This is a genomic window from Streptomyces xinghaiensis S187 (assembly GCF_000220705.2).
Classification (GTDB): Bacteria; Actinomycetota; Actinomycetes; order Streptomycetales; family Streptomycetaceae; genus Streptomyces; species Streptomyces xinghaiensis.
The window spans coordinates 2,016,434-2,037,795 of record NZ_CP023202.1 but is presented as its reverse complement, the minus strand read 5'-3'; the positions used below and the strand labels follow the sequence as shown (position 1 = coordinate 2,037,795).

Genomic DNA, 21,362 nt, shown 5'->3' with positions numbered 1-21,362 from the left:
GGCGGCCGCCGGAGCCGCCCCGCCCGTTCAGTCCTCCCAGGAGCCCTGCGCGGCCGGCAGCTCCGCGATCTCCGCCAGGTCCCGTTCCGTGAGCGCCAGTTCGGCGGCGGACGCGTTCTCCAGCGCCCAGCGCTCCTTCTTGGTGCCCGGCAGCGCCACCACGTGGCGGCCCCGGGTCAGCGTCCAGGCCAGCGCCACCTGGGCCGGGGTGGCCCCGTGCCGGGCGGCCACCCGGCGCAGTCCCGCCACGATCGGCTGGTTGGCGGCCATCATCTCCGCCGTGAACCGCGGGTGCCGGGCCCGTACGTCGTCCGGCTCGAAGCCCTCACCGGGCGTCAGGGTGCCGGTGAGGTAGCCGTTCCCCAGCGGCATCGCCGCGAAGAAACCGATGCCCCGCGCCTCGCACCAGGGCACCAGTGAGGCGAGCGCCTCCCGCGACCACACCGAGAGTTCGGCCTCCACGGCGCTCACCGGGAACACCTGCTGCACCCGCTCCAGCTGCCGCAGCGTCGTGTCGTGCATCCCCGGCGCCTCCGCGGCCCCCTGGGCCCCGGTCCCCGCCCCGGCGGTCCCCGGGACGGCCGGTGCCCCCTGGACGCCGGTGCCGCCGCGCTCCCGGCGGCGGGCCCGCTGCCCGCGCCACTCCGGCCGGCGCGGGGCCCGCGCCCCCACGGCGCACAGCCCCAGCGCCCGGACCTTCCCGGCGGAGACCAGCTCCGCCATCGCGCCCCAGGTCTCCTCCACCGGAACCTCCGGATCCGCCCGGTGCAGCTGGTAGAGGTCGATCACCTCGGTCTGCAGCCGCCGCAGCGAGGCGTCGCACGCCCGTTTCACGTACGAGGGGCGGCCGTTGGCGACGATGTGCTGCTCGCCCACCAGCAGCCCGCACTTGGTGGACACGAAGGCGTCCGCGCGCCGCTCCTTCAGCACCCGCCCCACCAGCAGCTCATTGGTGAACGGCCCGTACATGTCGGCGGTGTCGAGGAGCGTGCAGCCGCGGTCGAGGGCGGCGTGCACGGCGCGCAGCGAACTCTCCCCGTTCTGCTGGGAGGTGGTGTAACCCCAGCTCATCGGCATGCAGCCGAGCCCCACGGACCCCACCGAGAGCGCCCCCGCGCCGATCGTCCTGCGCTCCACCTGGTTCCGCACCCCTCCTGGGCCCCGCGAGGCCCGCCCCCGCCCGGGAGGGGCCGTGGTCCGTGTGCCGTGGCCAGGGGCCGACCGCCCCCGCAGCACAGTAACCTCTGTCGTCCGGGCGCCGTCGCCTAGGCTCCTGGCCATGACTTCCGACGTGTGGCTGCCCGTACCGCCCGCCGAGATCGACGGACTTCCCGGGGACTTCACCTATCTCCACTGGGAGGGCGAAGCCGCCTTCCCCGGTGACCCGGCCCGCTGCGTCTTCTACGGCGTCCCGTACATGAAGAGCGCGGAGACCTGCGTCCGGCCGCTGAAGGAGATGACCTCCCTCCGGGTCGTCCAGACGCTGACCGCGGGCACCGACCACGTCCTGCCGGCCCTGCCCGGACTGCCGCCCGGCACCCTGCTGTGCAACGCCCGCGGGGTGCACGAGGCGAGTACGGCCGAACTGGCGCTCACGCTCACCCTGGCCTCGCTGCGGGGCATCCCCTCCTTCGTCCGGGCCCAGGAGGCGGGGGAGTGGCGCACCGGATTCCGGCCGGCGCTCGCCGACAAGCACGTGCTGATCGTCGGTTACGGGTCCATCGGCAGCGCCGTCGAGGACCGGCTCACGCCCTTCGAGTGTGCGCGGGTGACACGCGTCGCGCGCTCCGCCCGCACCACCACGCGCGGTCCCGTGCATCCGATGGAGAGACTGCCCGAACTGCTCCCCCAGGCCGATGTGGTGATCCTGGTCACCCCCCTCACCGACGAGACCCGCGGTCTGGCGGACGCGGGATTCCTGGCCCGGATGAAGGACGGCGCGCTGCTCGTGAACGTCGGCCGGGGCCCCGTCGTCGACACCGCCGCCCTGCTGGCCGAAACCTCCTCCGGACGGCTGTCCGCGGCCCTGGACGTCACCGACCCCGAACCGCTGCCCGCAGGTCATCCGCTGTGGCACGCCCCCGGAGTGCTCATCACCCCGCACGTCGGCGGGCCGACCTCCGCCTTCCTGCCCCGCGCCGAGCGGCTGCTGCGGGCCCAGTTGGAGAGGTTCGCCGCGGCCGAGCCGCTGGAGAACGTGGTGGCCGAGGCGTGAGGCCCGCGCTGGCCGGGGCGGGCCGGGGGGAGGCGCGTACGAACACGATGTGCTTCCGTTCGAGCGCGGAGTGTACTTGACAGCATTCAAGTTGTCACGCTGCGTAGGTAACCTATGTCGCTGCGTGACGGGTCTGGTGTATCGTCCCGTCCGGGGACCGTGCCGCGGACCGAACCACGGCACGGCGAAGGACCGTGACTCAAGGGGGGCGACGGCGATGCGCGGCCGATGGAAGAGCGAGACGACGGGGACCGGATGCCGGCGGCGACCGGTTCCGCAGGCCCCCGTGCGCAGACCGAAACGGCGGACCGCACCGCCGCGGGCGGTCCGGTGAGCGCCCAGGGGGCGGTGGTCCCGCGGCGCGCGGCCACCGGCTTCCGGCGAAGCCTCCTCCCCCAACTCCTGCTGGCCGCCGCCTGCGCGGGCTACACCGCGGGCGCGGCCCTCGGCTGGGGCTCCCGGACCGTCGCCCTGATCATGGGGGACTTCGGGCTCAGCGCCGCGGCCCTCGCCGCCGCCGTGTCCTGCTTCGCCTACGCCCGCGTCCGCCCCTGCCAGCGCCCGGCCTGGCTGCTGTTCGCGCTCTCCTCGTCGATGGCCGCCGCCGGGAACTTCGTCTGGGGCTGGTACGAGGTGGTGCTGCGCACCCCGGTGCCCGAGCCGTCCGCCGCCGACTTCTGCTTCCTGCTCTTCGCGCCGCCCGCCATCATCGGCCTGCTGGTCCTGGCCAAACGGCCGGTGACCCGTGCCCGCTGGGTCTGCCTGGCTCTGGACGCCTGGCTCATCGGCGGTTCGCTGCTCACGCTCTCGTGGAGCCTCGCGCTGGCGCACACCGCGGACGGGCGGGGCGACGGCGTGGCGCAGACCGCGCTCTCCCTCGCCTACCCGCTGCTCGACATCGCGCTGGTGAGCATGGTGCTGGTGCTGCACTTCCGGCGGTCCTCCGCGAACCGCAGCGCGATCAACACCGCCATCGCCGCCCTCGCGCTGACCGTGTTGTGCGACGCGCTCTTCACCTCCCCGCTCTTCCGCGAGGAGTACCGCTCCGGGCAGTTGCTGGACGCCGGCTGGTTCGCCGGCTCCCTGCTGCTCGCGTACGCCCCCTGGGTCGGCCGACGGGACCGGGCCGAGGAGGAGCGCGAGCGCCGGACCCACGCGGCCGTACGGGACGGGTCCGTCCCGTACCCGGGCGGGCTGCCCATCGCCGGTTCGCTGGCCGCCCTGACGCCGTATCTCGCCGCCGCCGTGTGCACCCTGGGCATCCTGCACACCGTGATCGACGGCGGCCGGGTCGACCGGGTCGTGATCTTCACGGCCTGCACGGTGGTCCTGGCCCTCGTGGTGCGGCAGGGCATCATGCTGATGGACAACATCACCCTCACCCAGGAACTGGCCTACCAGGAGAGCCACTTCCGCTCCCTGGTGCAGGGCTCCAGCGATGTCATCATGATCGCCACCCCGAGCGGCACCCTGCGCTACGTCAGCCCGGCCGCCGCCGGCGTCTACGGCATCGAGCCGGAGGAGCTGGTCGGCTCCCGGCTGTCCTCGCTGATCCACCCGGAGGACGCCGACGGCGTCATGCGGGAGGTCGGCCGGCTGCTCTCGGCGCCCCCGGAGAGCGAGCCCACCACCCGGATCGAGTGCCGCTTCCGCGCCGGCGGTCCGCGGGCCGCCGGCGGCCCCTGGCTCAACGTCGAGTCCACCGTCAACCGGCACGAGGACGGTCTGATCTTCAACAGCCGCGATGTGACCGAACGGGTCCGCCTCCAGGCGCAGTTGCGGCACAGCGCCGAGCACGACCCGCTCACCGACCTCCCCAACCGGGCCCTCTTCACCGAACGGGTCCGCCGCGCGCTCGGCGGCCGGCGCAGCACGGACCCGGGCACCGCCGTCCTCTTCATCGACCTCGACGGCTTCAAGGCCGTCAACGACACCATCGGCCACCAGGCCGGCGACGAGCTGCTCATCCACGCCGCCCGCCGGCTCCGGGAGTCCGTCCGCGCCGGGGACACGGCCGCCCGGCTCGGCGGCGACGAGTTCGCCGCCCTGATCCTCGGCGACGGCTGCCGGGACCGCGCCGACTGCGAGTTCCGCATCCACGAGATCGCCGACCGGCTCCGCGTCGCCCTCTCCGAGCCCTACCGGGTCGCGGGCACCGAGGTGCGGGTCGCCGCCAGCATCGGCGTCGCCTTCGCCGATCCCGGCATCACGCCCGGCGCGCTGATGCGCAACGCCGACCTCGCCATGTACCGGGCCAAGGCCGCGGGCAAGGACCGGGTCGAGCTGTACGCCCCGGAGATGCAGGCCGAGGTGGTCCGCCGGGCCGAACTCGCCGGCCGGCTGCGCGCCGCGCTCGACGACGGCGAGTTCGCCCTCCTCCACCAGCCCGTGGTGGAGCTGGGCGGCGGCCGGCTCACCGCCCTCGCCGCCCAGGCCCGCTGGCGCTCCGCCCAGGGCATCCTCTTCACCCCCGCGGAGTTCCTCCGGGTCTCGGAGGCGGGCGCCGGCAAGGGCGGCGACCGCGGTGCCGAACTGGGGCGCTGGATGCTGGAGCACGCGGTGGAGCAGGCCGCCGCACGGCACCGCGCCGGATACGCCGTCCCGGTCTGCGTCCGGCTGTCCGCCCGCCGGCTCATGGACCGCACCATGCCCCTCGGCACCGTCGAGGCCCTGCTCAACCGGCACGGCCTGCCCTCGGGCGGGCTGGTCCTGGAGCTCTCCGGCAGCGATCCCAAGATCCCGCTGGACGAGCTGGAGCGCCGCCTCACGGCACTCCGCCGGCTCGGCGTGCGCGTCGCCCTCGACGCCTTCGGCGGCGGCTACGCGGCCATCGACGCCCTCCGCCGGCTGCCGGTGGACATCCTCCGGCTCGACCGCGGGCTGGTCGAGAGCGTGGTGGAGTCCGCGCGTGTCCACAAGATCACCACCGGGCTGCTGCGGATCGCCGCTGACCTCGGGGTGGAGACCGTGGCGGACGGGGTGGACCGGCCCGACCAGGTGGTGGCGCTCCGCTCCATGGGCTGCACCCACGGCCAGGGCATGGCCTTCTCCGGCCCGCTCGACGAGTACCGGCTGCGCCGGGCCCTCAGCCGCGGCGGCTATCCCGTGCCGCACGCGGGCGGGGTGCGGGAGGCCGTCCTGGCCGGGAGCGCACCGCCGCTGCTGGTCCCCGACGCCCGCGAGGCGCTGCCCCGGCACGCCCTGGGCGGTGAGACCTGGGAGGCGGCCCGGGACACGGTGTCCGGTGCGGTGCTGCCCGGACCAGCGCTGCCCGGTCCGGCACTGCGCTCGAATAGTGAGACGTCGGTCCCACCCACTTGACACCCCTACCGGGCCGGGGAGAAAGTCGGAGCCATGCGCACCCGAATTTTCGTACTTGGACAGCGCGTCGGCTGAAGCAGGTCCTCACACGCCCTGCTGAACACACCGGCGCGCTCCCCTCGCTTGCCTCACGGCACGGGGGGTTTTTTGTTGCACCGGTGACCACAAACCCACACAGAACCATCTCTGAAAGAGAATGCCGATGACCGAGCAGGCATCCGGGGCCCCGCACCCGCAGCCGCGGGCCCGTAGCGGCGGACACGCGTCCGCCACCGTCGAGAAGGACGTCACGGGCGCGCAGTCCCTCATCCGCTCTCTTGAGGAAGTCGGCGCCGACACCGTCTTCGGCATTCCGGGCGGTGCGATCCTCCCCGCCTACGACCCGCTGATGGATTCGTCCAAGGTCCGTCATGTGCTGGTCCGCCACGAGCAGGGCGCCGGTCACGCGGCCACCGGCTACGCGCAGGCCACCGGCAAGGTGGGCGTCTGCATGGCGACCTCCGGTCCGGGGGCGACGAACCTGGTCACGCCGATCGCCGACGCCCACATGGACTCCGTCCCGATGGTCGCGATCACCGGCCAGGTCGCCTCCCGGGCGATCGGAACGGACGCCTTCCAGGAGGCGGACATCTGCGGCATCACCATGCCGATCACCAAGCACAACTTCCTGGTCACCGATGCCGCCGAGATCCCCCGCACGATCGCCGAGGCGTTCCACATCGCGGCCAGCGGCCGGCCCGGCCCGGTCCTGGTCGACATCGCCAAGGACGCGCTGCAGGCGAAGACCACCTTCACCTGGCCCCCGGCGGTCGACCTGCCCGGCTACCGCCCCGTGACCAAGCCGCACGCCAAGCAGATCCGGGAGGCGGCCAAGCTCATCACCCAGGCCCGGCGCCCGGTGCTGTACGTCGGCGGCGGCGTGATGAAGGCGCGGGCCACGGCCGAGCTGCGGGTGCTCGCCGAGCTCACCGGCGCCCCGGTCACCACCACCCTGATGGCGCTCGGCTCGTTCCCGGACAGCCACCCGCTCCACGTCGGCATGCCGGGCATGCACGGCTCGGTCACCGCCGTCACCGCGCTGCAGAAGGCCGACCTGATCGTCGCCCTCGGCGCCCGCTTCGACGACCGCGTCACCGGCAAGCTGGACTCCTTCGCCCCCTTCGCCAAGGTCGTGCACGCGGACATCGACCCGGCCGAGATCGGCAAGAACCGGACGGCCGACGTCCCGATCGTCGGCGACGCCCGCGAGGTCATCGCCGACCTGGTCGTCGCGGTCCAGGCCGAGCACGACGAGGGCCGCAAGGGCGACTACCGCGACTGGTGGGACAGCCTCAACCGCTGGCGCGAGACCTACCCGCTCGGCTACGACCTGCCGGAGGACGGCACCCTCTCCCCGCAGCAGGTCATCCAGCGCATCGGCGAGCTCGCCCCCGACAACACCGTCTACGCGGCGGGCGTCGGCCAGCACCAGATGTGGGCCTCCCACTTCATCAAGTACGAGAAGCCGGCCACCTGGCTCAACTCCGGCGGCGCCGGGACCATGGGCTACGCCGTCCCCGCCGCCATGGGCGCCAAGGCGGGCCGGCCCGAGTCCACCGTGTGGGCGATCGACGGCGACGGCTGCTTCCAGATGACCAATCAGGAACTGGCCACCTGCGCGCTGAACAACATCCCGATCAAGGTCGCGATCATCAACAACGGCGCCCTGGGCATGGTCCGCCAGTGGCAGACCCTCTTCTACAACCAGCGCTACTCCAACACCGTGCTGCACTCCGGCCCCGTCCCGGCCGGCGAGACCCCGGCCGCCTCCCAGGGCACCCGGGTCCCCGACTTCGTGAAGCTCTCCGAGGCCATGGGCTGCGTCGGACTGCGCTGCGAGGACCCGGAGCAGCTGGACGCGGTCATCGAGAAGGCCAACTCCATCAACGACCGCCCCGTGGTCGTGGACTTCATCGTCCACGAGGACGCGATGGTCTGGCCCATGGTCGCGGCCGGCACCTCGAACGACGAGGTCATGGCGGCGCGCGGCGTCCGCCCCGACTTCGGCGACAACGAAGACGACTGAGCCCCGGACGCGAGACGCGAAGAAGAAGAGAGACCCAGTCCCATGACCAAGCACACGCTCTCCGTCCTGGTGGAGAACACCCCCGGCATCCTGGCCCGGATCGCCGCGCTGTTCTCCCGCCGCGGGTTCAACATCGACTCGCTGGCCGTCGGTGTCACCGAGCACCCCGACATCTCCCGGATCACCATCGTGGTGAACGTCGAGTCGCTGCCGCTGGAGCAGGTCACCAAGCAGCTCAACAAGCTCGTCAACGTGCTGAAGATCGTTGAACTGGAGCCCGGTTCCGCCGTTCAGCGGGAACTCGTTCTGGTGAAGGTCCGCGCCGACAACGAGACGCGTTCCCAGATCATCGAGATCGTCCAGCTCTTCCGCGCCAAGACCGTCGATGTCTCCCCGGAGGCCGTCACCATCGAGGCCACCGGCGGCAGCGACAAGCTGGAGGCCATGCTCAAGATGCTGGAGCCCTATGGCATCAAGGAGCTGGTCCAGTCCGGCACCATCGCCATCGGCCGCGGCGCCCGCTCCATCACCGACCGGTCGCTGCGCGCGCTCGACCGATCCGCATAGCGAGACCCCCCGACCATCCGCCGCCCACCGGCATACGGTGGGGCGCACACTGCGGTTTCCCCGTGAGGGAACGCGAGACGATCAAGGAGATACCCGAAGTGGCCGAGCTGTTCTACGACGACGACGCCGATCTCTCCATCATCCAGGGACGCAAGGTCGCGGTCCTGGGGTACGGCAGCCAGGGCCACGCCCACGCGCTGTCGCTGCGCGACTCGGGCGTCGACGTCCGCGTCGGCCTGCCCGAGGGCTCGAAGTCCCGGGCCAAGGCCGAGGAGCAGGGGCTGCGCGTGGTGACCCCCGCGGAGGCCGCCGCCGAGGCCGACGTCATCATGATCCTGGTCCCGGACCCGATCCAGTCCAAGGTCTACGAGGAGTCCGTCAAGGAGAACCTCAAGGACGGCGACGCCCTGTTCTTCGGGCACGGCTTCAACATCCGCTTCGGCTTCATCAAGCCCCCGGCCGGCGTCGACGTCTGCATGGTCGCCCCGAAGGGCCCGGGCCACCTCGTCCGCCGCCAGTACGAGGAGGGCCGCGGCGTGCCGTGCATCGCGGCCGTCGAGCAGGACGCCACCGGCAACGCCTTCGCGCTCGCCCTGTCCTACGCCAAGGGCATCGGCGGCACCCGCGCCGGCGTCATCAAGACCACCTTCACCGAGGAGACCGAGACCGACCTCTTCGGCGAGCAGGCGGTCCTCTGCGGCGGCGCCTCCGCGCTCGTCAAGGCGGGCTTCGAGACCCTGGTCGAGGCCGGCTACCAGCCGGAGATCGCCTACTTCGAGTGCCTGCACGAGCTGAAGCTCATCGTGGACCTCATGTACGAGGGCGGCCTGGAGAAGATGCGCTGGTCGGTCTCCGAGACCGCCGAGTGGGGCGACTACGTCACCGGCCCCCGCATCATCAACGACAACACCAAGGCCGAGATGAAGAAGGTCCTGGCCGAGATCCAGGACGGCACCTTCGCCAAGACCTGGATGGACGAGTACCACTCCGGTCTCCCGAAGTACAACGAGTACAAGAAGGCCGACGCCGGCCACAAGCTGGAGACCACCGGCAAGGAGCTCCGCAAGCTGATGAGCTGGGTCGACGACAAGGCGTGACGCCGCCCCGGCGCGGTGCGCCGGCGGGTGCGGGCCCGAGCCGCGGCCCCGCCCGCCGGAGGCACCGGTTCCGGGCGGGGCCCGGGGCCGCGGCGCCGCTCCGGAACCCGTCCGGCCCTCCGGGGGACCGGTCCTCCGGACGGGCGCCGCCAAACGCGCCACAAGACCGTTCCGGAGAAGGCAGACTCCTTCCCGGGATCTTTCGTGGAGGCGCGGGGCGCGTCCCCGTACGCGGATACACTGCAAGAACAAGCGCGTCAGGCTCACAGCGTCGTGCGTCTTCCACGCGGCTGCCCTTCACCGCCTTCGGCCGCCGGGACGGCCGTCCGTCAAGGACTAGTGAGGACTGAGGACCACGTGAGCCCGAAACCTGTCGTACTGATCGCTGAGGAGCTGTCGCCGGCCACGGTCGACGCACTCGGACCCGATTTCGAGATCCGGCACTGCAACGGCGCCGACCGCGGCGAGCTGCTCTCCGCCATCGCCGAGGTGGACGCCATCCTCGTCCGCAGCGCCACCAAGGTGGACGCCGAGGCCATCGCCGCCGCGCGGAAGCTGAAGGTCGTCGCCCGCGCCGGGGTGGGCCTGGACAACGTCGACGTCTCCGCCGCCACCAAGGCCGGGGTCATGGTCGTCAACGCCCCCACCTCCAACATCGTCACCGCCGCCGAGCTCGCCTGCGGTCTGATCGTCGCCACCGCGCGCAACATCCCGCAGGCCAACACCGCCCTCAAGAACGGCGAGTGGAAGCGGAGCAAGTACACCGGCGTCGAGCTCTCCGAGAAGACCCTCGGCGTGGTCGGCCTCGGCCGGATCGGCGTGCTGGTCGCCCAGCGGATGTCGGCCTTCGGGATGAAGATCGTCGCGTACGACCCCTACGTCCAGCCGGCCCGCGCCGCGCAGATGGGCGTCAAGCTGCTCACGCTGGACGAGCTGCTGGAGGTCTCGGACTTCATCACCGTCCACCTGCCGAAGACCCCCGAGACCCTCGGGCTCATCGGTGACGAGGCGCTGCACAAGGTCAAGCCCGAGGTCCGGATCATCAACGCCGCCCGCGGCGGCATCGTCGACGAGACCGCGCTGGCCAGTGCCCTCAAGGAGGGCCGGGTCGCGGCCGCCGGCCTGGACGTCTTCGCCAAGGAGCCCTGCACGGACTCCCCGCTCTTCGAGTTCGACAACGTCGTGGCCACCCCGCACCTGGGCGCCTCCACCGGCGAGGCCCAGGAGAAGGCGGGCATCTCGGTGGCCCGTTCGGTGCGGCTGGCCCTCGCGGGCGAGCTGGTCCCGGACGCGGTCAACGTCCAGGGCGGCGTGATCGCCGAGGACGTCCGCCCGGGGCTGCCGCTGGCCGAGCGGCTGGGCCGGATCTTCACCGCCCTGGCGGGCGAGGTGGCCGTCCGGCTCGACGTCGAGGTGTACGGCGAGATCACCCAGCACGATGTCAAGGTGCTGGAACTCTCCGCCGTCAAGGGCGTCTTCGAGGACGTCGTCGACGAGACGGTCTCCTACGTCAACGCACCGCTGTTCGCGCAGGAGCGCGGTGTCGAGGTCCGGCTCACCACCGGCTCGGAGTCCCCGGACCACCGCAATGTGGTGACGGTGCGCGGCACCCTCACCGACGGCGAGGAGATCTCGGTCTCCGGCACCCTGGCGGGCCCCAAGCACGTCCAGAAGATCGTCGCGGTCGGGGAGCACGACGTCGAGGTGGCGCTCGCCGACCACATGGTGTTCCTGCGGTACGCCGACCGCCCCGGTGTCGTCGGCACCCTCGGCCGCATCCTCGGCGAGGCCGGTCTGAACATCGCCGGTATGCAGGTCTCGCGGGCCGCCCAGGGCGGTGAGGCGCTCGCCGTCCTCACCGTGGACGACGACATCCCGCAGTCCGTGCTGACCGAGATCGCCGAGGAGATCGGCGCCACCTCGGCCCGCGCGGTCAACCTCGCGGACTGACCGGCCGGTTCCGCCCCGGGGCTGTGACAGGGCCCGGCTCCCCGATGACGGGGGGCCGGGCCCTGCGCCGTGTCCCGACCGGTGCCCCCGGGGGCGGAGAGGGGGAGGGGGCCCGGAGCGGGCCCGGCGCGGGTGCTCACAGCCGGGCGCGTTTGAGGGCCATGTGGAGCAGCAGCCGGTCCTCGCCCTCGCCGAGGTCGAGGCCGGTGAGCCCGGCCACCCGCGACAGCCGGTAGTAGAGCGTCTGCCGGTGGATCGCCAGGGCCGCCGCCGCACGGCCCGCCTGCCCGGCGCAGTCGAGGAACACCTCGGCGGTCCGGGCGAGTTCGGCGTGTTCGGGACGGAGCAGCCCGGCGACGGCCGGATCCGGCCCGGCGGCCGGGGGCAGCTCCGTCAGCATCCGGTACGGGCCGATGTCCTCCCAGCGCGCGACCGGGCCCAGCCGGGGTTCCGCCCGGGCCGCCCGGGCCGCTGCCAGCGCCTCCCGCCAGGCACGGGGCAGTTCCGCCAGGCCGTGCCGCGGGGCGCCGGTCCCCCCGGCCGCGCCCGCCGCCCGGGGTGAGCGGAGCAGCCGGTCCGCCGCCGCGCGGGCCGGGTTCGCGGGGTCCGCAGGCCGCGGCCGGGCGAGCACGGCCAGGCCCTGGTCCGGTACGGCGCAGACGGCCAGCGCGCCCGGCAGCGCGGAGAGCCCCGGCACCGGGCCGCCGTCCTCACCGTCCGGCACGTCCAGCGCCCAGGGCACGACCGCGGCCAGCGCCAGCGGACCGTCCGCCGCGCCGCCGAGCCGGGCCCGCAGCTCCGTCCGCGCCGCCTCCCGGGTGACGGCGGGTCCGGTGAGCAGGTCCCGCAGCAGCTCGCCGAGTTCCGCCCCGGCCCGGGCCTCGGCGGCGAGCAGGTCCCCGATCCGGGCGGCGGTCTCCATCGCCCGGTCGATCCGGGGGTCCGGCGGGCCGCCGCCGGCGCCGGTCTCCAGATCCGCCAGATGGCCGTCGTCCAGCAGCCAGACGTAGCCGTACACCACGCCCCGGTGGCGCACCGGGAGGCAGATCCGGCCGATCAGCACCCCGGCCGACGGGTCGGGGGGGATGCGGACCGGCCCCGTCGCCCGGCCGATGCCGAACGCCTCGAACCAGGCCCGTACGGCGGGGGTGGACCGGCGGTGCAGGATCGAGCGGGTGCGCACCGGGTCCAGCGCCGGGCCGCCCGTTCCGGCGCCTCCGCCCCCCGCTCCGCCCGCTCCGCCGTCCGTGCCCTCGGCCGTGCCGTCGTCGTGGGCGCCGAAGGCGATCAGGCGGAAGTCCCGGTCCTCCAGGGTCGCGGGGGCCGCCAGCACCGCCGAGATCTCGTCCACGAGCTGCTGGTAGTCGCCGCGCATGCCACCGTCCTTCCCGGTTCCGGCCTTCATTCTCATACATCTGTCTGAGATCGCGGCCACGGCGGCGTGACAGCTGTCGATGGCGGGCAGCCGGAGGATTCCTTACGTTTCACGGAGGTTCTCCCCGCCCGCCGGAACCCCCGCCGGCGGCCGTCCCGCCCCCTGGAGGTGCCCCGTGCTGGGACCCGTGCTCCTCGCCGCCGCGCGCAGTGCCGGCGTCCGCCGTCTCGTCTCCTCCACCCCCGTCACCCGCCCCGTCGTGGACCGTTACATCGCGGGGGAGCGGCTGGACGACGCGGTGGCGGCCGTCCGGGCCCTCACCGGGCGCGGCCTGGAGGTGACCCTCGACCACCTGGGCGAGGACATCACCGACCCGGCGGAGGCACTCCGCAACCGGGACGCCTATCTGGCGCTCTGCGAGGCCCTGGCCGCCCTGGGCCTGGGGGAGCGGGCCGAGATGTCCGTGAAGCTCTCCGCCTTCGGACAGGCGCTGCCCGGCGGCCACGACCTGGCCCTGGCGAACATCACCCCGGTGGCCGAGGCGGCGGCCGAGGCCGGGACGACCGTCACCCTCGACATGGAGGACCACACCACCACGGACTCCACCCTGGCGATCCTCCGCGAGCTGCGCCGCCGCTTCCCGCGGACCGGCGCCGTGCTGCAGTCGTACCTCTTCCGCACCGAGGACGACTGCCGCGCGCTGGCCGGCGAGGGTTCCCGGGTGCGGCTGGTGAAGGGCGCCTACAAGGAGCCCGCGAGCGTGGCGCACCAGCGGCGGCGCGAGGTGGACCGGGCGTTCGTCCGCTGTCTGGGCATCCTCATGACCGGGCAGGGATACCCCATGATCGGCTCGCACGACCCGCGCATGGTCGCCATCGGCCAGGAGATGGCCCGCCGGGCCGGCCGCAAACCCGGTGAGTACGAGTTCCAGATGCTGTACGGCATCCGGGAGGCGGAGCAGGCGCGGCTGGCGGCCGAGGGGCACCGGATGCGCGTCTACGTCCCGTACGGCACCGACTGGTACGGCTATTTCATGCGCCGGCTGGCCGAACGTCCGGCGAACGTGGCCTTCTTCCTGCGCTCCCTGGCCACCCGCGGCTGACGGCCGTCCCCCGGCACCGGCGAGCACACCCCGCGACCCCGTATCCCGCACTCCCCGCACACCCCAGCAACGAAGGAGACAACGGCCATCATGGACGCTGTGACCCAGGTCCCCGCGCCGGTCAACGAGCCGGTGCACACCTACGCACCCGGCAGCCCCGAGCGCGCGCGGCTGGAGGCGAAACTCAAAGAACTGGCGGACAACCCGGCCGAGCTGCCCATGACCATCGGCGGCGTCCGGCGCATGGGCGGCGGCGCACGCTTCGACGTGGTCCAGCCGCACGACCACGCGGCGCGGCTCGGCACCGCCGCCCACGCCACCGTCCAGGACGCGCGCGACGCGGTGGAGGCGGCCCTCGCCGCCGCGCCCGCCTGGCGCGCCCTCTCCTTCGACGACCGGGCCGCCGTCTTCCTCCGGGCCGCCGAACTGCTGGCCGGCCCGTGGCGCGAGACCATCGCCGCCTCGACGATGCTGGGCCAGTCCAAGACCGTCCAGCAGGCGGAGATCGACGCGCCCTGCGAGCTGATCGACTTCTGGCGCTTCAACGTGCACTACGCCCGCCGGATCCTGGCCGAGCAGCCGGTGGCCAACTCGCCCGGGGTGTGGAACCGGACCGACCACCGGCCGCTGGAGGGCTTCGTCTACGCGATCACGCCCTTCAACTTCACCGCCATCGCGGGCAACCTCCCCACCGCCCCCGCGATCATGGGCAATGTGGTGGTGTGGAAGCCGTCCCCGACGCAGACCCACGCCGCCGTGCTGCTGATGCGGCTGCTGGAGGAGGCCGGACTGCCGCCGGGCGTCATCAACCTCGTCACCGGTGACGGCCTGGCCGTCTCCGAGGTGGCCCTGGCCCACCCCGAGCTGGCCGGCATCCACTTCACCGGCTCCACCAAGACCTTCCAGTACCTGTGGAGGACGGTCGGCGAGAACATCGGGACGTACAAGACCTACCCGCGGCTGGTCGGCGAGACCGGCGGCAAGGACTTCATCGTCGCCCACCCCTCCGCCGACCCGGCGGTGCTCAGGACCGCGATGATCCGCGGCGCCTTCGAGTACCAGGGCCAGAAGTGCTCGGCCGCCTCCCGCGCCTACGTCCCGCGCTCCCTCTGGGAGAACGGGCTGCGCGAGGAGCTCACGGCCGAGGTCGACGCCCTGCCCATGGGGAGCCCCGCGGACCTGTCGAACTTCCTCGGCGCCGTCATCGACGAGCGCGCCTTCGCCAAGAACAGGGCGGCCATCGAGCGGGCGAAGGCGGACCCGGCCATAGAGGTCGTGGCCGGCGGCACGTACGACGACAGCGTGGGGTACTTCGTCCGCCCGACCGTCCTGGTCTCCACCGACCCCTCCAACGAGATCTTCCGTGAGGAGTACTTCGGCCCGATCCTCGGCGTCTTCGTCTACGAGGACGGGGAGTACGAGGCGATGCTGGAGCAGATGGAGTCGGCCGCCCCGTACGGTTTGACCGGCGCCGTCATCGCACAGGACCGGGCCGCGGCGGCCGACGCCTGCGAGAAGCTGCGGTTCGCGGCGGGCAACTTCTACATCAACGACAAGCCGACCGGCGCCGTCGTCGGCCAGCAGCCCTTCGGCGGCGGGCGGGCGTCCGGCACCAACGACAAGGCCGGCTCCCAGCAGAACCTGATGCGCTGGACCTCGACCCGCTCCATCAAGGAGACCCTGGTGCCGCCGGTGGACCACCGGTACCCGCACATGGGCTGAGCGCCGGACAGCGGCCGGGAGGCCCCGCACATCCTCCGTCCGGGATGTGCGGGGCCTCCGCGTTGGGCGCGGCGGGCCCGCGGCGAGCCCCTCGGTGAGCGGCTCCGCGGTGCTCGAACCCCTGTGCGGCGGAACGGAGTTGCCGGGCTCGGCCGGCACCCGGCCGGCCCGCTCGCCGCGCTCCGTCCGGCCCCGCGCCGGCGGTGGCCGTCAACCCGCTGTTCCCCGGTCCGCCCGATACGGCGTCTGGCGGACCGGCGGCGTCCGGCGGCAGCCTGGGAGCGGCACCATCCCGCGTCACCGTACGACCGCACGTCCGTGGCACCGCATCCGGGAACGACCGTCCAGGGCAGGGGGATTCATGCCGTTCGCCGTATTCCGTACCGGAGGACACCACCGCGGGCACCACCGCGGACACCGGCGCAGACGCCGGCCGGGCGAGCGGCACGGTGCCGCCGTCCTCGTCACCGCCGCCGCGCTGGTCCTCGGCGCCGTACCGCCCGCCTCCGCCTCCGCCACCGCCTCGGCCTCCGCCTCCGCCACCGCCTCGGCCTCCGACACCGATGCCCGCCCCGCCTCCCGGGCGGACGCCTTACGGCCCGTCGCGCCGCCGCCCGCCCACGCTCCGTCCGGTGACGCCCCGTCTGGCGGCGGCTCCGCGGCCCCGGACGGGCCGGACGCGGGGGCGGTCGAGACCGCCCGCAGCACCCGTCCCGTCGCCCCCGGCGTCGTCCTCACCTCCTTCGACCGCTTGCGGCCCGGGCCGTGGCTGCGCGCCGACGCCCTCACCGTCGACCTCGGCGGCGGCGCCCGCGTGGACCACCTCTCCTCCGGGACGGTGACGGGACGCGCCACCGTCCCGGAGATGGCCGCCGCGCACGACCCCGGCCCGGGCCGCCGCACCGTCGCGGCCGTCAACGCGGACTTCTTCGACCTCGGCACCGGAGCGCCGCTCGGGCCCGGCATCCGGGACGGCCGGCTCGTCGGCATGCCGTCCGGGGAGGCGCGGACGGCGGCCGGCATCGGACCGGACGACGCGGGCCGCATCCTCGCCCTCTACTTCGACGGCACGGTCACCCTGCCGTCCGGCACCCACACCCTGCACGCCTACAACGCCGCCCGGGTCCCCGACGGCGGCATCGGGCTGTACACCGCGCAGTGGGGCGACGCCGACCGTGCGCACACCGTGGACGGGGCCGGGCGCACCGCCGAGGTCACCGTCGCGGACGGCCGGGTCCGCGAGACCGCCGTACGGCCCGGCCGGGGCCCGGTGCCGGAGGGCACCACCGTCCTCGTCGGCCGGGACGCCGGGGCGGACCTCCTCGCCGCCCTGCGGCCGGGCGACCCCGTGACCACCGAGTACCGGCCGCGGACCGACGGCGGCCCCCTGCCCCGCACCGCCGTCGGCGGCCGCGGAGTGCTCGTGGCCGACGGGGAGCCCCAGGACTGGGAGGGCCGTCCCAACAACGAGCCCGCCCCACGCACGGCCGTCGGCTTCTCCCGGGACGGCACCACCATGCACCTGCTGACCGTGGACGGCCGGCAGGCCGACAGCGGCGGCGCCACCCTCACCGAACTCGGCCTGCTGATGCGGGAGCTGGGCGCGCACAACGCCCTCAACCTGGACGGCGGCGGCTCCTCCACCCTGGTCGCGCGGGAGGCGGGCGGCGCGGGCACGCGGGTGGAGAACAGCCCGGCGGACGGCAGGGCGCGCCCGGTCTCCAACGGCCTCGCGGTCACCGCCCCGGCGGGCAGCGGGCGGCTCACCGGCTTCCGGGTGGAGACGGTGACCGCGCCGGAGACCGCGCCGACCACCGGCCCCGTCCTCGGCGGCCGGCCCGACCGGGTCTTCCCCGGCCTCACCCGCGCCCTCCGCGCCACCGGCCACGACGAGACCTACGGGCCCGCGGCCGGCCGGCCGCGGTGGCGCGTCCGCTCCGGCGGCGGGGCGGGCCGGATCGCCGCTGACGGCGTGTTCACCGCCCGGCGCGGCGGCACCGCCGAGGTGGAGGCCCGGCTCGGGGCGGCCCGGGGCACGGCGCGGCTGACCGTGATCGGCGCCCTCGACCGGATCGTCCCCACCACCCCCCGGGTGGGCCTGGCGGACGCCTCGGCCACCGGAACCTTCGGCATCACGGGGCTGGACGCCCACGGCACCGAGGCCCCCGTCGAACCGGCCGACGTCCGTCTGGAGTACGACCGTTCCCGGTTCTCCGTCACCCCCGACGGCCGCGGCTCCTTCACCGTCGCCGCCCGCACGGAGGGCGGATCCGGCCTGATCGAGGCGACGGTGCGGGGCCGCACGGCCGTCGTCGGCGTCACCGTCGGCCTGGAGGAGCGGGGGGTCGCCGGCTTCGACGACGCCGGCGACTGGACATTCTCGCAGGCCCGGGCCGACGGTTCGGTCGCCGCCGTCCCCGGCGGGCGCGAGGGCACCGGCCTGCGCATGAGCTACGACTTCACGCTCTCCACGGCCACCCGCGCCGCCTACGCCAACCCGCCCTCCTGGATCCCGGTCGCCGGGCAGCCGCAGTCCTTCCGGCTGTGGATCAAGGGGGACGGCAACGGTGCCTGGCCCTCGCTCCATCTCGTCGACGCCCAGGACACGAGCCTGGTGCTCCGCGGGCCGTTCGTCACCTGGACCGGCTGGCGGGAAGTGGAGTTCGAGGTGCCGCCCGGCACCGTCCACCCGCTGCGGGTGCGCCGCTTCTACCTCGCCGAGACGGACCCGCTGAAGCAGTACACCGGGGAGATCGTCATCGACGGCCTGACGGCCCGGGTGCCCCCGGACATCGAGCTGCCCGCGGCGGAGCCGGTACCCGATCCGCTCATCGCCGGCGCCGCGGAGACCGGAGGCCGCGACTGGCGGTTCGCCGTCCTCTCCGACGCCCAGTTCACCGCGCGGGAACCGGACGGCCCGCTGGTCCGCCAGACCCGGCGCACCCTCCGCGAGATCAGGGCGTCCCGCCCCGAACTGCTCCTCGTCAACGGCGATCTGGTGGACGAGGGCTCGGCCGCGGACCTGGCGCTCGCCCGCCGGGTCCTGGAGGAGGAGCTCGGGGACGCGGTGCCCTGGGTGTACGTGCCCGGCAACCACGAGGTGATGGGCGGCTCGATCGAGCTGTTCGAGAAGGAGTTCGGCCCCGGTCACCGGGTCCTCGACCACCGGGGCACCCGGTTCATTACCCTCGACACCTCCCGGCTGACCGTCCGCGGCGGCGGGCTCGCGCAGATCCGGGCGGTCCGCGCCGAGCTGGAGCGGGCGGCCGCCGACCCGGGCACCGGCTCCGTGATCGTCGTCCAGCACGTACCACCGCGCGACCCCACCCCGCAGCGGGCCTCGGAGCTCACCGACCGCAAGGAGGCGGCCCTGCTGGAGAGCTGGCTGGCGGACTTCCGCCGCACCAGCGGCAAGGGGGCCGCCGTCATCGGCGCCCACGTGGGCGTCTTCCACGCCTCACGGGTCGGCGGGGTCCCGTATCTCGTCAACGGCAACGCCGGGAAGGCCCCGGCCGCGCCGGCCGGCCGGGGCGGGTTCACCGGCTGGTCCACGGTCGGGGTCGACCGGATCACGGAGGCCGAGCGGGCCCGGGCACGGCAGCGGCCCTGGGAAGGCGGCCCGGACTGGATCTCCGTCCGCACCCGCCCGCACGTCGACGGGTTGCGGATGGACGGCCCCGACGCGCTGCCCGCCGGGGGGACGGCCCGCGTCACCGCCGCGGTGACGCAGGGGGAGGGAAGCGCGGCGCGGCAGGTCCCGGTGGGGTTCCCGGTGAGCGCGGACTGGACGGGCTCCCCGAATCTGCGCATCGGCTCCCCGGACGGTGCCCGGCCGTGGCACGCCGCCGCGTACGACCCGGTGACCGGGACCCTCACGGCGCTGCGCCCGGCCACCGTGGTGCTGGCCGTGACGGTGAACGGCGTCACCGAGCGGAGGACCGTGCTGATCACCGCCCCACCGCCGGCCCTGCCCCCGGCCGGCACCACCGGGAAGGGCTGAACCCGGCCCCGGAACGGGCGGGAAGGGACGGCTGAGGGCCGCCGGCCGAAGGGAGCCGGCGGTCCTCCCTCCGTCGCGGTACGGAATCCGCCGTCTCAGATAGTAGGAAGTCCGAGTAATTGTGGAGACAGCGCGGCCCGGCTGTCCTAGCGTTGTAGGAAGCCGAGCTTGTCGCTGATCCAGCGGCCGGCGGACGCGGGCCGTGCCTCGCAGGCGATCCCTGCCGCACGCTGTCGCCCCCCGCCCCTCTCCGGTGATCCCCGCGCTCCCCGCACACCCCTTCGTGCCTTTCGTTCCCCTCCCGCATTGGAGACGTGCCCCCATGAACGCGACCGCAGCCCGGACCCGCCGCCGCACCGCTTCCCGTACCGCCGACAGCACCGCGCGGCAGGAAGCCGCCGCCGCCCTGCAGCGCGCCCTCGACCGCCGGGACAACGGCGGCGCCACCGGCCACGACCACTGACGCACACGACCACTGACGGCGCGGTCCGCGCCCGGCGCCCGGGGTCCCTCCCCCTCATGACCGCATTGTGGACGCCTCATGTCAGCAGCTGGGACGGGGAGTAGGGTGCCCGGCATGTCTCGCAGCATCGATCTCGCAGTGATCCCCGGTGACGGCATCGGCGGGGAGGTCGTGGCACAGGGCCTGAAGGTCCTGACCGCGGTGCTCCCCCAGGATGTGAAGCTGGAGTCCCGTAGTTACGACCTGGGCGCCAAGCGCTGGCACGCCACCGGCGAGACCCTGCCGGACGGCGAGCTGGAGTCGCTCCGCGGCCACGACGCCATCCTGCTCGGCGCCATCGGCGACCCGTCCGTGCCCTCCGGCGTGCTGGAGCGGGGCCTGCTGCTGAAGCTGCGCTTCGCCTTCGAGCACTACATCAACCTCCGCCCCTCGAAGCTCTTCCCGAACACGGCCACGCCGCTGGCGGGCCGCCCGGACATCGACTTCGTCGTGGTCCGCGAGGGCACCGAGGGCCCGTACACCGGCAACGGCGGCAGCCTGCGCACGGGCACGCCCGCCGAGGTGGCCACCGAGGTCAGCCTGAACACCGCGTACGGGGTGGAGCGGGTCGTCCGCGACGCCTACGAGCGGGCCGCCGCCCGGCCGCGGAAGAAGCTCACCCTGGTGCACAAGAACAATGTGCTGGTCCACGCCGGCCATCTGTGGAAGCGGATCTTCGACGCGGTCGGGACCGAGTACCCCCAGGTCACCACCGACTATCTGCACGTCGACGCGGCGACCATCTTCTTCGTCACCCAGCCCGAGCGGTTCGACGTGATCGTCACCGACAACCTCTTCGGCGACATCCTCACCGATCTCGCGGCGGCCGTCACCGGCGGCATCGGCCTGGCGGCGTCCGGCAACATCAACCCCACCGGCGCTTTCCCGTCGATGTTCGAGCCCGTCCACGGCTCGGCCCCCGACATCGCCGGCCAGGGCAAGGCCGACCCCACGGCCACGATCCTCTCCGTCGCCCTGCTCCTGGACCACCTGGGATACGGCGCCGAGGCGGCCCGGATCGAGGCGGCCGTGGCCGAGGACCTCGCGGCCCGCAGCCCCGGGAAGCCCCGCACCACCGACGAGATCGGCGACGCCCTCGCCGGCCGGGTCTCCGGCTGACCTCTCCGCCCGGGAGTTCTCAACTCCGCGCGCCGCGGCCCCCGTTCCCCGCCGGGACGGGGGCCGCGGCGCGCGTGGCCGCTCCCGGCGGGGTCTTCCGGCGGTGTCCGCCGGGCGGCCTGTGCCGTGCCCGCGGCCGCACGGCCCCTGACAAGCCCGGTGCGGGGGTGCGACCATCGACCCAGGTCCGTGCCGCCGCCGGCCCCGGACGACCGGTTTCCTCTCCCCGGCCCCATTGGCGATAATCGGGTGAAGCGGCCGCTTCGCGAGATACTCGGACGTCCTGCAAACGCCGGTGGCGAGTGCGCGGTCCGCCACGACTCACGG

Annotated in this window: 13 protein-coding genes; 11 read left to right on the top strand and 2 right to left on the bottom strand. The window is 73.9% G+C overall.

Going from position 1 to position 21,362, the window contains the following annotated elements; genetic code table 11:
- Nucleotides 1–27: 27 nt before the first annotated feature.
- Complete coding sequence (locus SXIN_RS08575; RefSeq protein WP_095757974.1) at nucleotides 28–1,137, bottom strand: aldo/keto reductase; 1,110 nt, start codon at nucleotides 1,135–1,137, stop codon at nucleotides 28–30.
- Nucleotides 1,138–1,279: 142 nt separating this feature from the next.
- Between SXIN_RS08575 and SXIN_RS08570 the strand changes: the two genes are divergently transcribed.
- From SXIN_RS08570 to serA, 6 genes are all read left to right on the top strand, one after another.
- Nucleotides 1,280–2,215 carry a 2-hydroxyacid dehydrogenase gene (locus SXIN_RS08570; protein ID WP_039822153.1) on the top strand — a complete coding sequence of 312 codons (936 nt, stop codon included), beginning with the start codon at nucleotides 1,280–1,282 and terminating at the stop codon, nucleotides 2,213–2,215.
- 330 nt (nucleotides 2,216–2,545) lie between these two features.
- On the top strand, nucleotides 2,546–5,536 hold the full coding sequence (locus SXIN_RS08565) for a putative bifunctional diguanylate cyclase/phosphodiesterase (protein ID WP_039822155.1): 2,991 nt from the start codon (nucleotides 2,546–2,548) through the stop codon (nucleotides 5,534–5,536).
- Between the two features lie 196 nt (nucleotides 5,537–5,732).
- A complete protein-coding gene (locus tag SXIN_RS08560; protein ID WP_039822152.1) occupies nucleotides 5,733–7,601 on the top strand; it encodes an acetolactate synthase large subunit in 1,869 nt (622 codons plus the stop codon).
- 42 nt (nucleotides 7,602–7,643) lie between these two features.
- Entirely contained in the window at nucleotides 7,644–8,168 is a 525-nt protein-coding gene (gene ilvN / locus SXIN_RS08555) for an acetolactate synthase small subunit (RefSeq protein ID WP_019709893.1), read from the top strand.
- 98 nt (nucleotides 8,169–8,266) lie between these two features.
- On the top strand, nucleotides 8,267–9,265 hold the full coding sequence (ilvC, locus tag SXIN_RS08550) for a ketol-acid reductoisomerase (RefSeq protein ID WP_019709892.1): 999 nt from the start codon (nucleotides 8,267–8,269) through the stop codon (nucleotides 9,263–9,265).
- Between the two features lie 357 nt (nucleotides 9,266–9,622).
- Nucleotides 9,623–11,215, top strand: coding sequence for a phosphoglycerate dehydrogenase (gene serA, locus SXIN_RS08545; RefSeq protein WP_019709891.1), 1,593 nt, complete (start codon nucleotides 9,623–9,625; stop codon nucleotides 11,213–11,215).
- Between the two features lie 136 nt (nucleotides 11,216–11,351).
- On the opposite strand, the gene SXIN_RS08540 is transcribed toward serA, so the two are convergent.
- Entirely contained in the window at nucleotides 11,352–12,590 is a 1,239-nt protein-coding gene (locus SXIN_RS08540) for a PucR family transcriptional regulator (protein ID WP_095757973.1), read from the bottom strand.
- A 175-nt stretch (nucleotides 12,591–12,765) separates the two neighbouring features.
- On the opposite strand from SXIN_RS08540, the gene SXIN_RS08535 reads away from it, so the two are divergent.
- The 5 genes from SXIN_RS08535 (at nucleotide 12,766) to SXIN_RS08515 (ending at nucleotide 21,035) form a co-directional block, all read left to right on the top strand.
- Nucleotides 12,766–13,692, top strand: coding sequence for a proline dehydrogenase family protein (locus tag SXIN_RS08535; protein ID WP_019709889.1), 927 nt, complete (start codon nucleotides 12,766–12,768; stop codon nucleotides 13,690–13,692).
- 90 nt (nucleotides 13,693–13,782) lie between these two features.
- On the top strand, nucleotides 13,783–15,414 hold the full coding sequence (pruA, locus tag SXIN_RS08530; RefSeq protein ID WP_019709888.1) for an L-glutamate gamma-semialdehyde dehydrogenase: 1,632 nt from the start codon (nucleotides 13,783–13,785) through the stop codon (nucleotides 15,412–15,414).
- A 361-nt stretch (nucleotides 15,415–15,775) separates the two neighbouring features.
- Nucleotides 15,776–19,414: a phosphodiester glycosidase family protein gene (locus SXIN_RS08525; protein WP_095756813.1), complete on the top strand. Its 3,639-nt coding sequence runs from the start codon at nucleotides 15,776–15,778 to the stop codon at nucleotides 19,412–19,414.
- Nucleotides 19,415–19,736: 322 nt separating this feature from the next.
- Nucleotides 19,737–19,877 carry a hypothetical protein gene (locus tag SXIN_RS31490; RefSeq protein WP_019709886.1) on the top strand — a complete coding sequence of 47 codons (141 nt, stop codon included), beginning with the start codon at nucleotides 19,737–19,739 and terminating at the stop codon, nucleotides 19,875–19,877.
- A 114-nt stretch (nucleotides 19,878–19,991) separates the two neighbouring features.
- On the top strand, nucleotides 19,992–21,035 hold the full coding sequence (locus SXIN_RS08515) for a 3-isopropylmalate dehydrogenase (RefSeq protein WP_019709885.1): 1,044 nt from the start codon (nucleotides 19,992–19,994) through the stop codon (nucleotides 21,033–21,035).
- Nucleotides 21,036–21,362 lie beyond the last annotated feature (327 nt).

Bases quoted from the DNA above. Each gene is read 5' to 3' on its own strand.
- ilvN (WP_019709893.1), top strand. From the start codon at position 7,644: ATGACCAAGCACACGCTCTCCGTCCTGGTGGAGAACACCCCCGGCATC.
- pruA (WP_019709888.1), top strand. From the start codon at position 13,783: ATGGACGCTGTGACCCAGGTCCCCGCGCCGGTCAACGAGCCGGTGCAC.
- SXIN_RS08560 (WP_039822152.1), top strand. From the start codon at position 5,733: ATGCCGATGACCGAGCAGGCATCCGGGGCCCCGCACCCGCAGCCGCGG.
- SXIN_RS08515 (WP_019709885.1), top strand. From the start codon at position 19,992: ATGTCTCGCAGCATCGATCTCGCAGTGATCCCCGGTGACGGCATCGGC.
- SXIN_RS08525 (WP_095756813.1), top strand. From the start codon at position 15,776: ATGCCGTTCGCCGTATTCCGTACCGGAGGACACCACCGCGGGCACCAC.
- SXIN_RS31490 (WP_019709886.1), top strand. From the start codon at position 19,737: ATGAACGCGACCGCAGCCCGGACCCGCCGCCGCACCGCTTCCCGTACC.
- SXIN_RS08570 (WP_039822153.1), top strand. From the start codon at position 1,280: ATGACTTCCGACGTGTGGCTGCCCGTACCGCCCGCCGAGATCGACGGA.
- SXIN_RS08540 (WP_095757973.1), bottom strand. From the start codon at position 12,590: ATGCGCGGCGACTACCAGCAGCTCGTGGACGAGATCTCGGCGGTGCTG.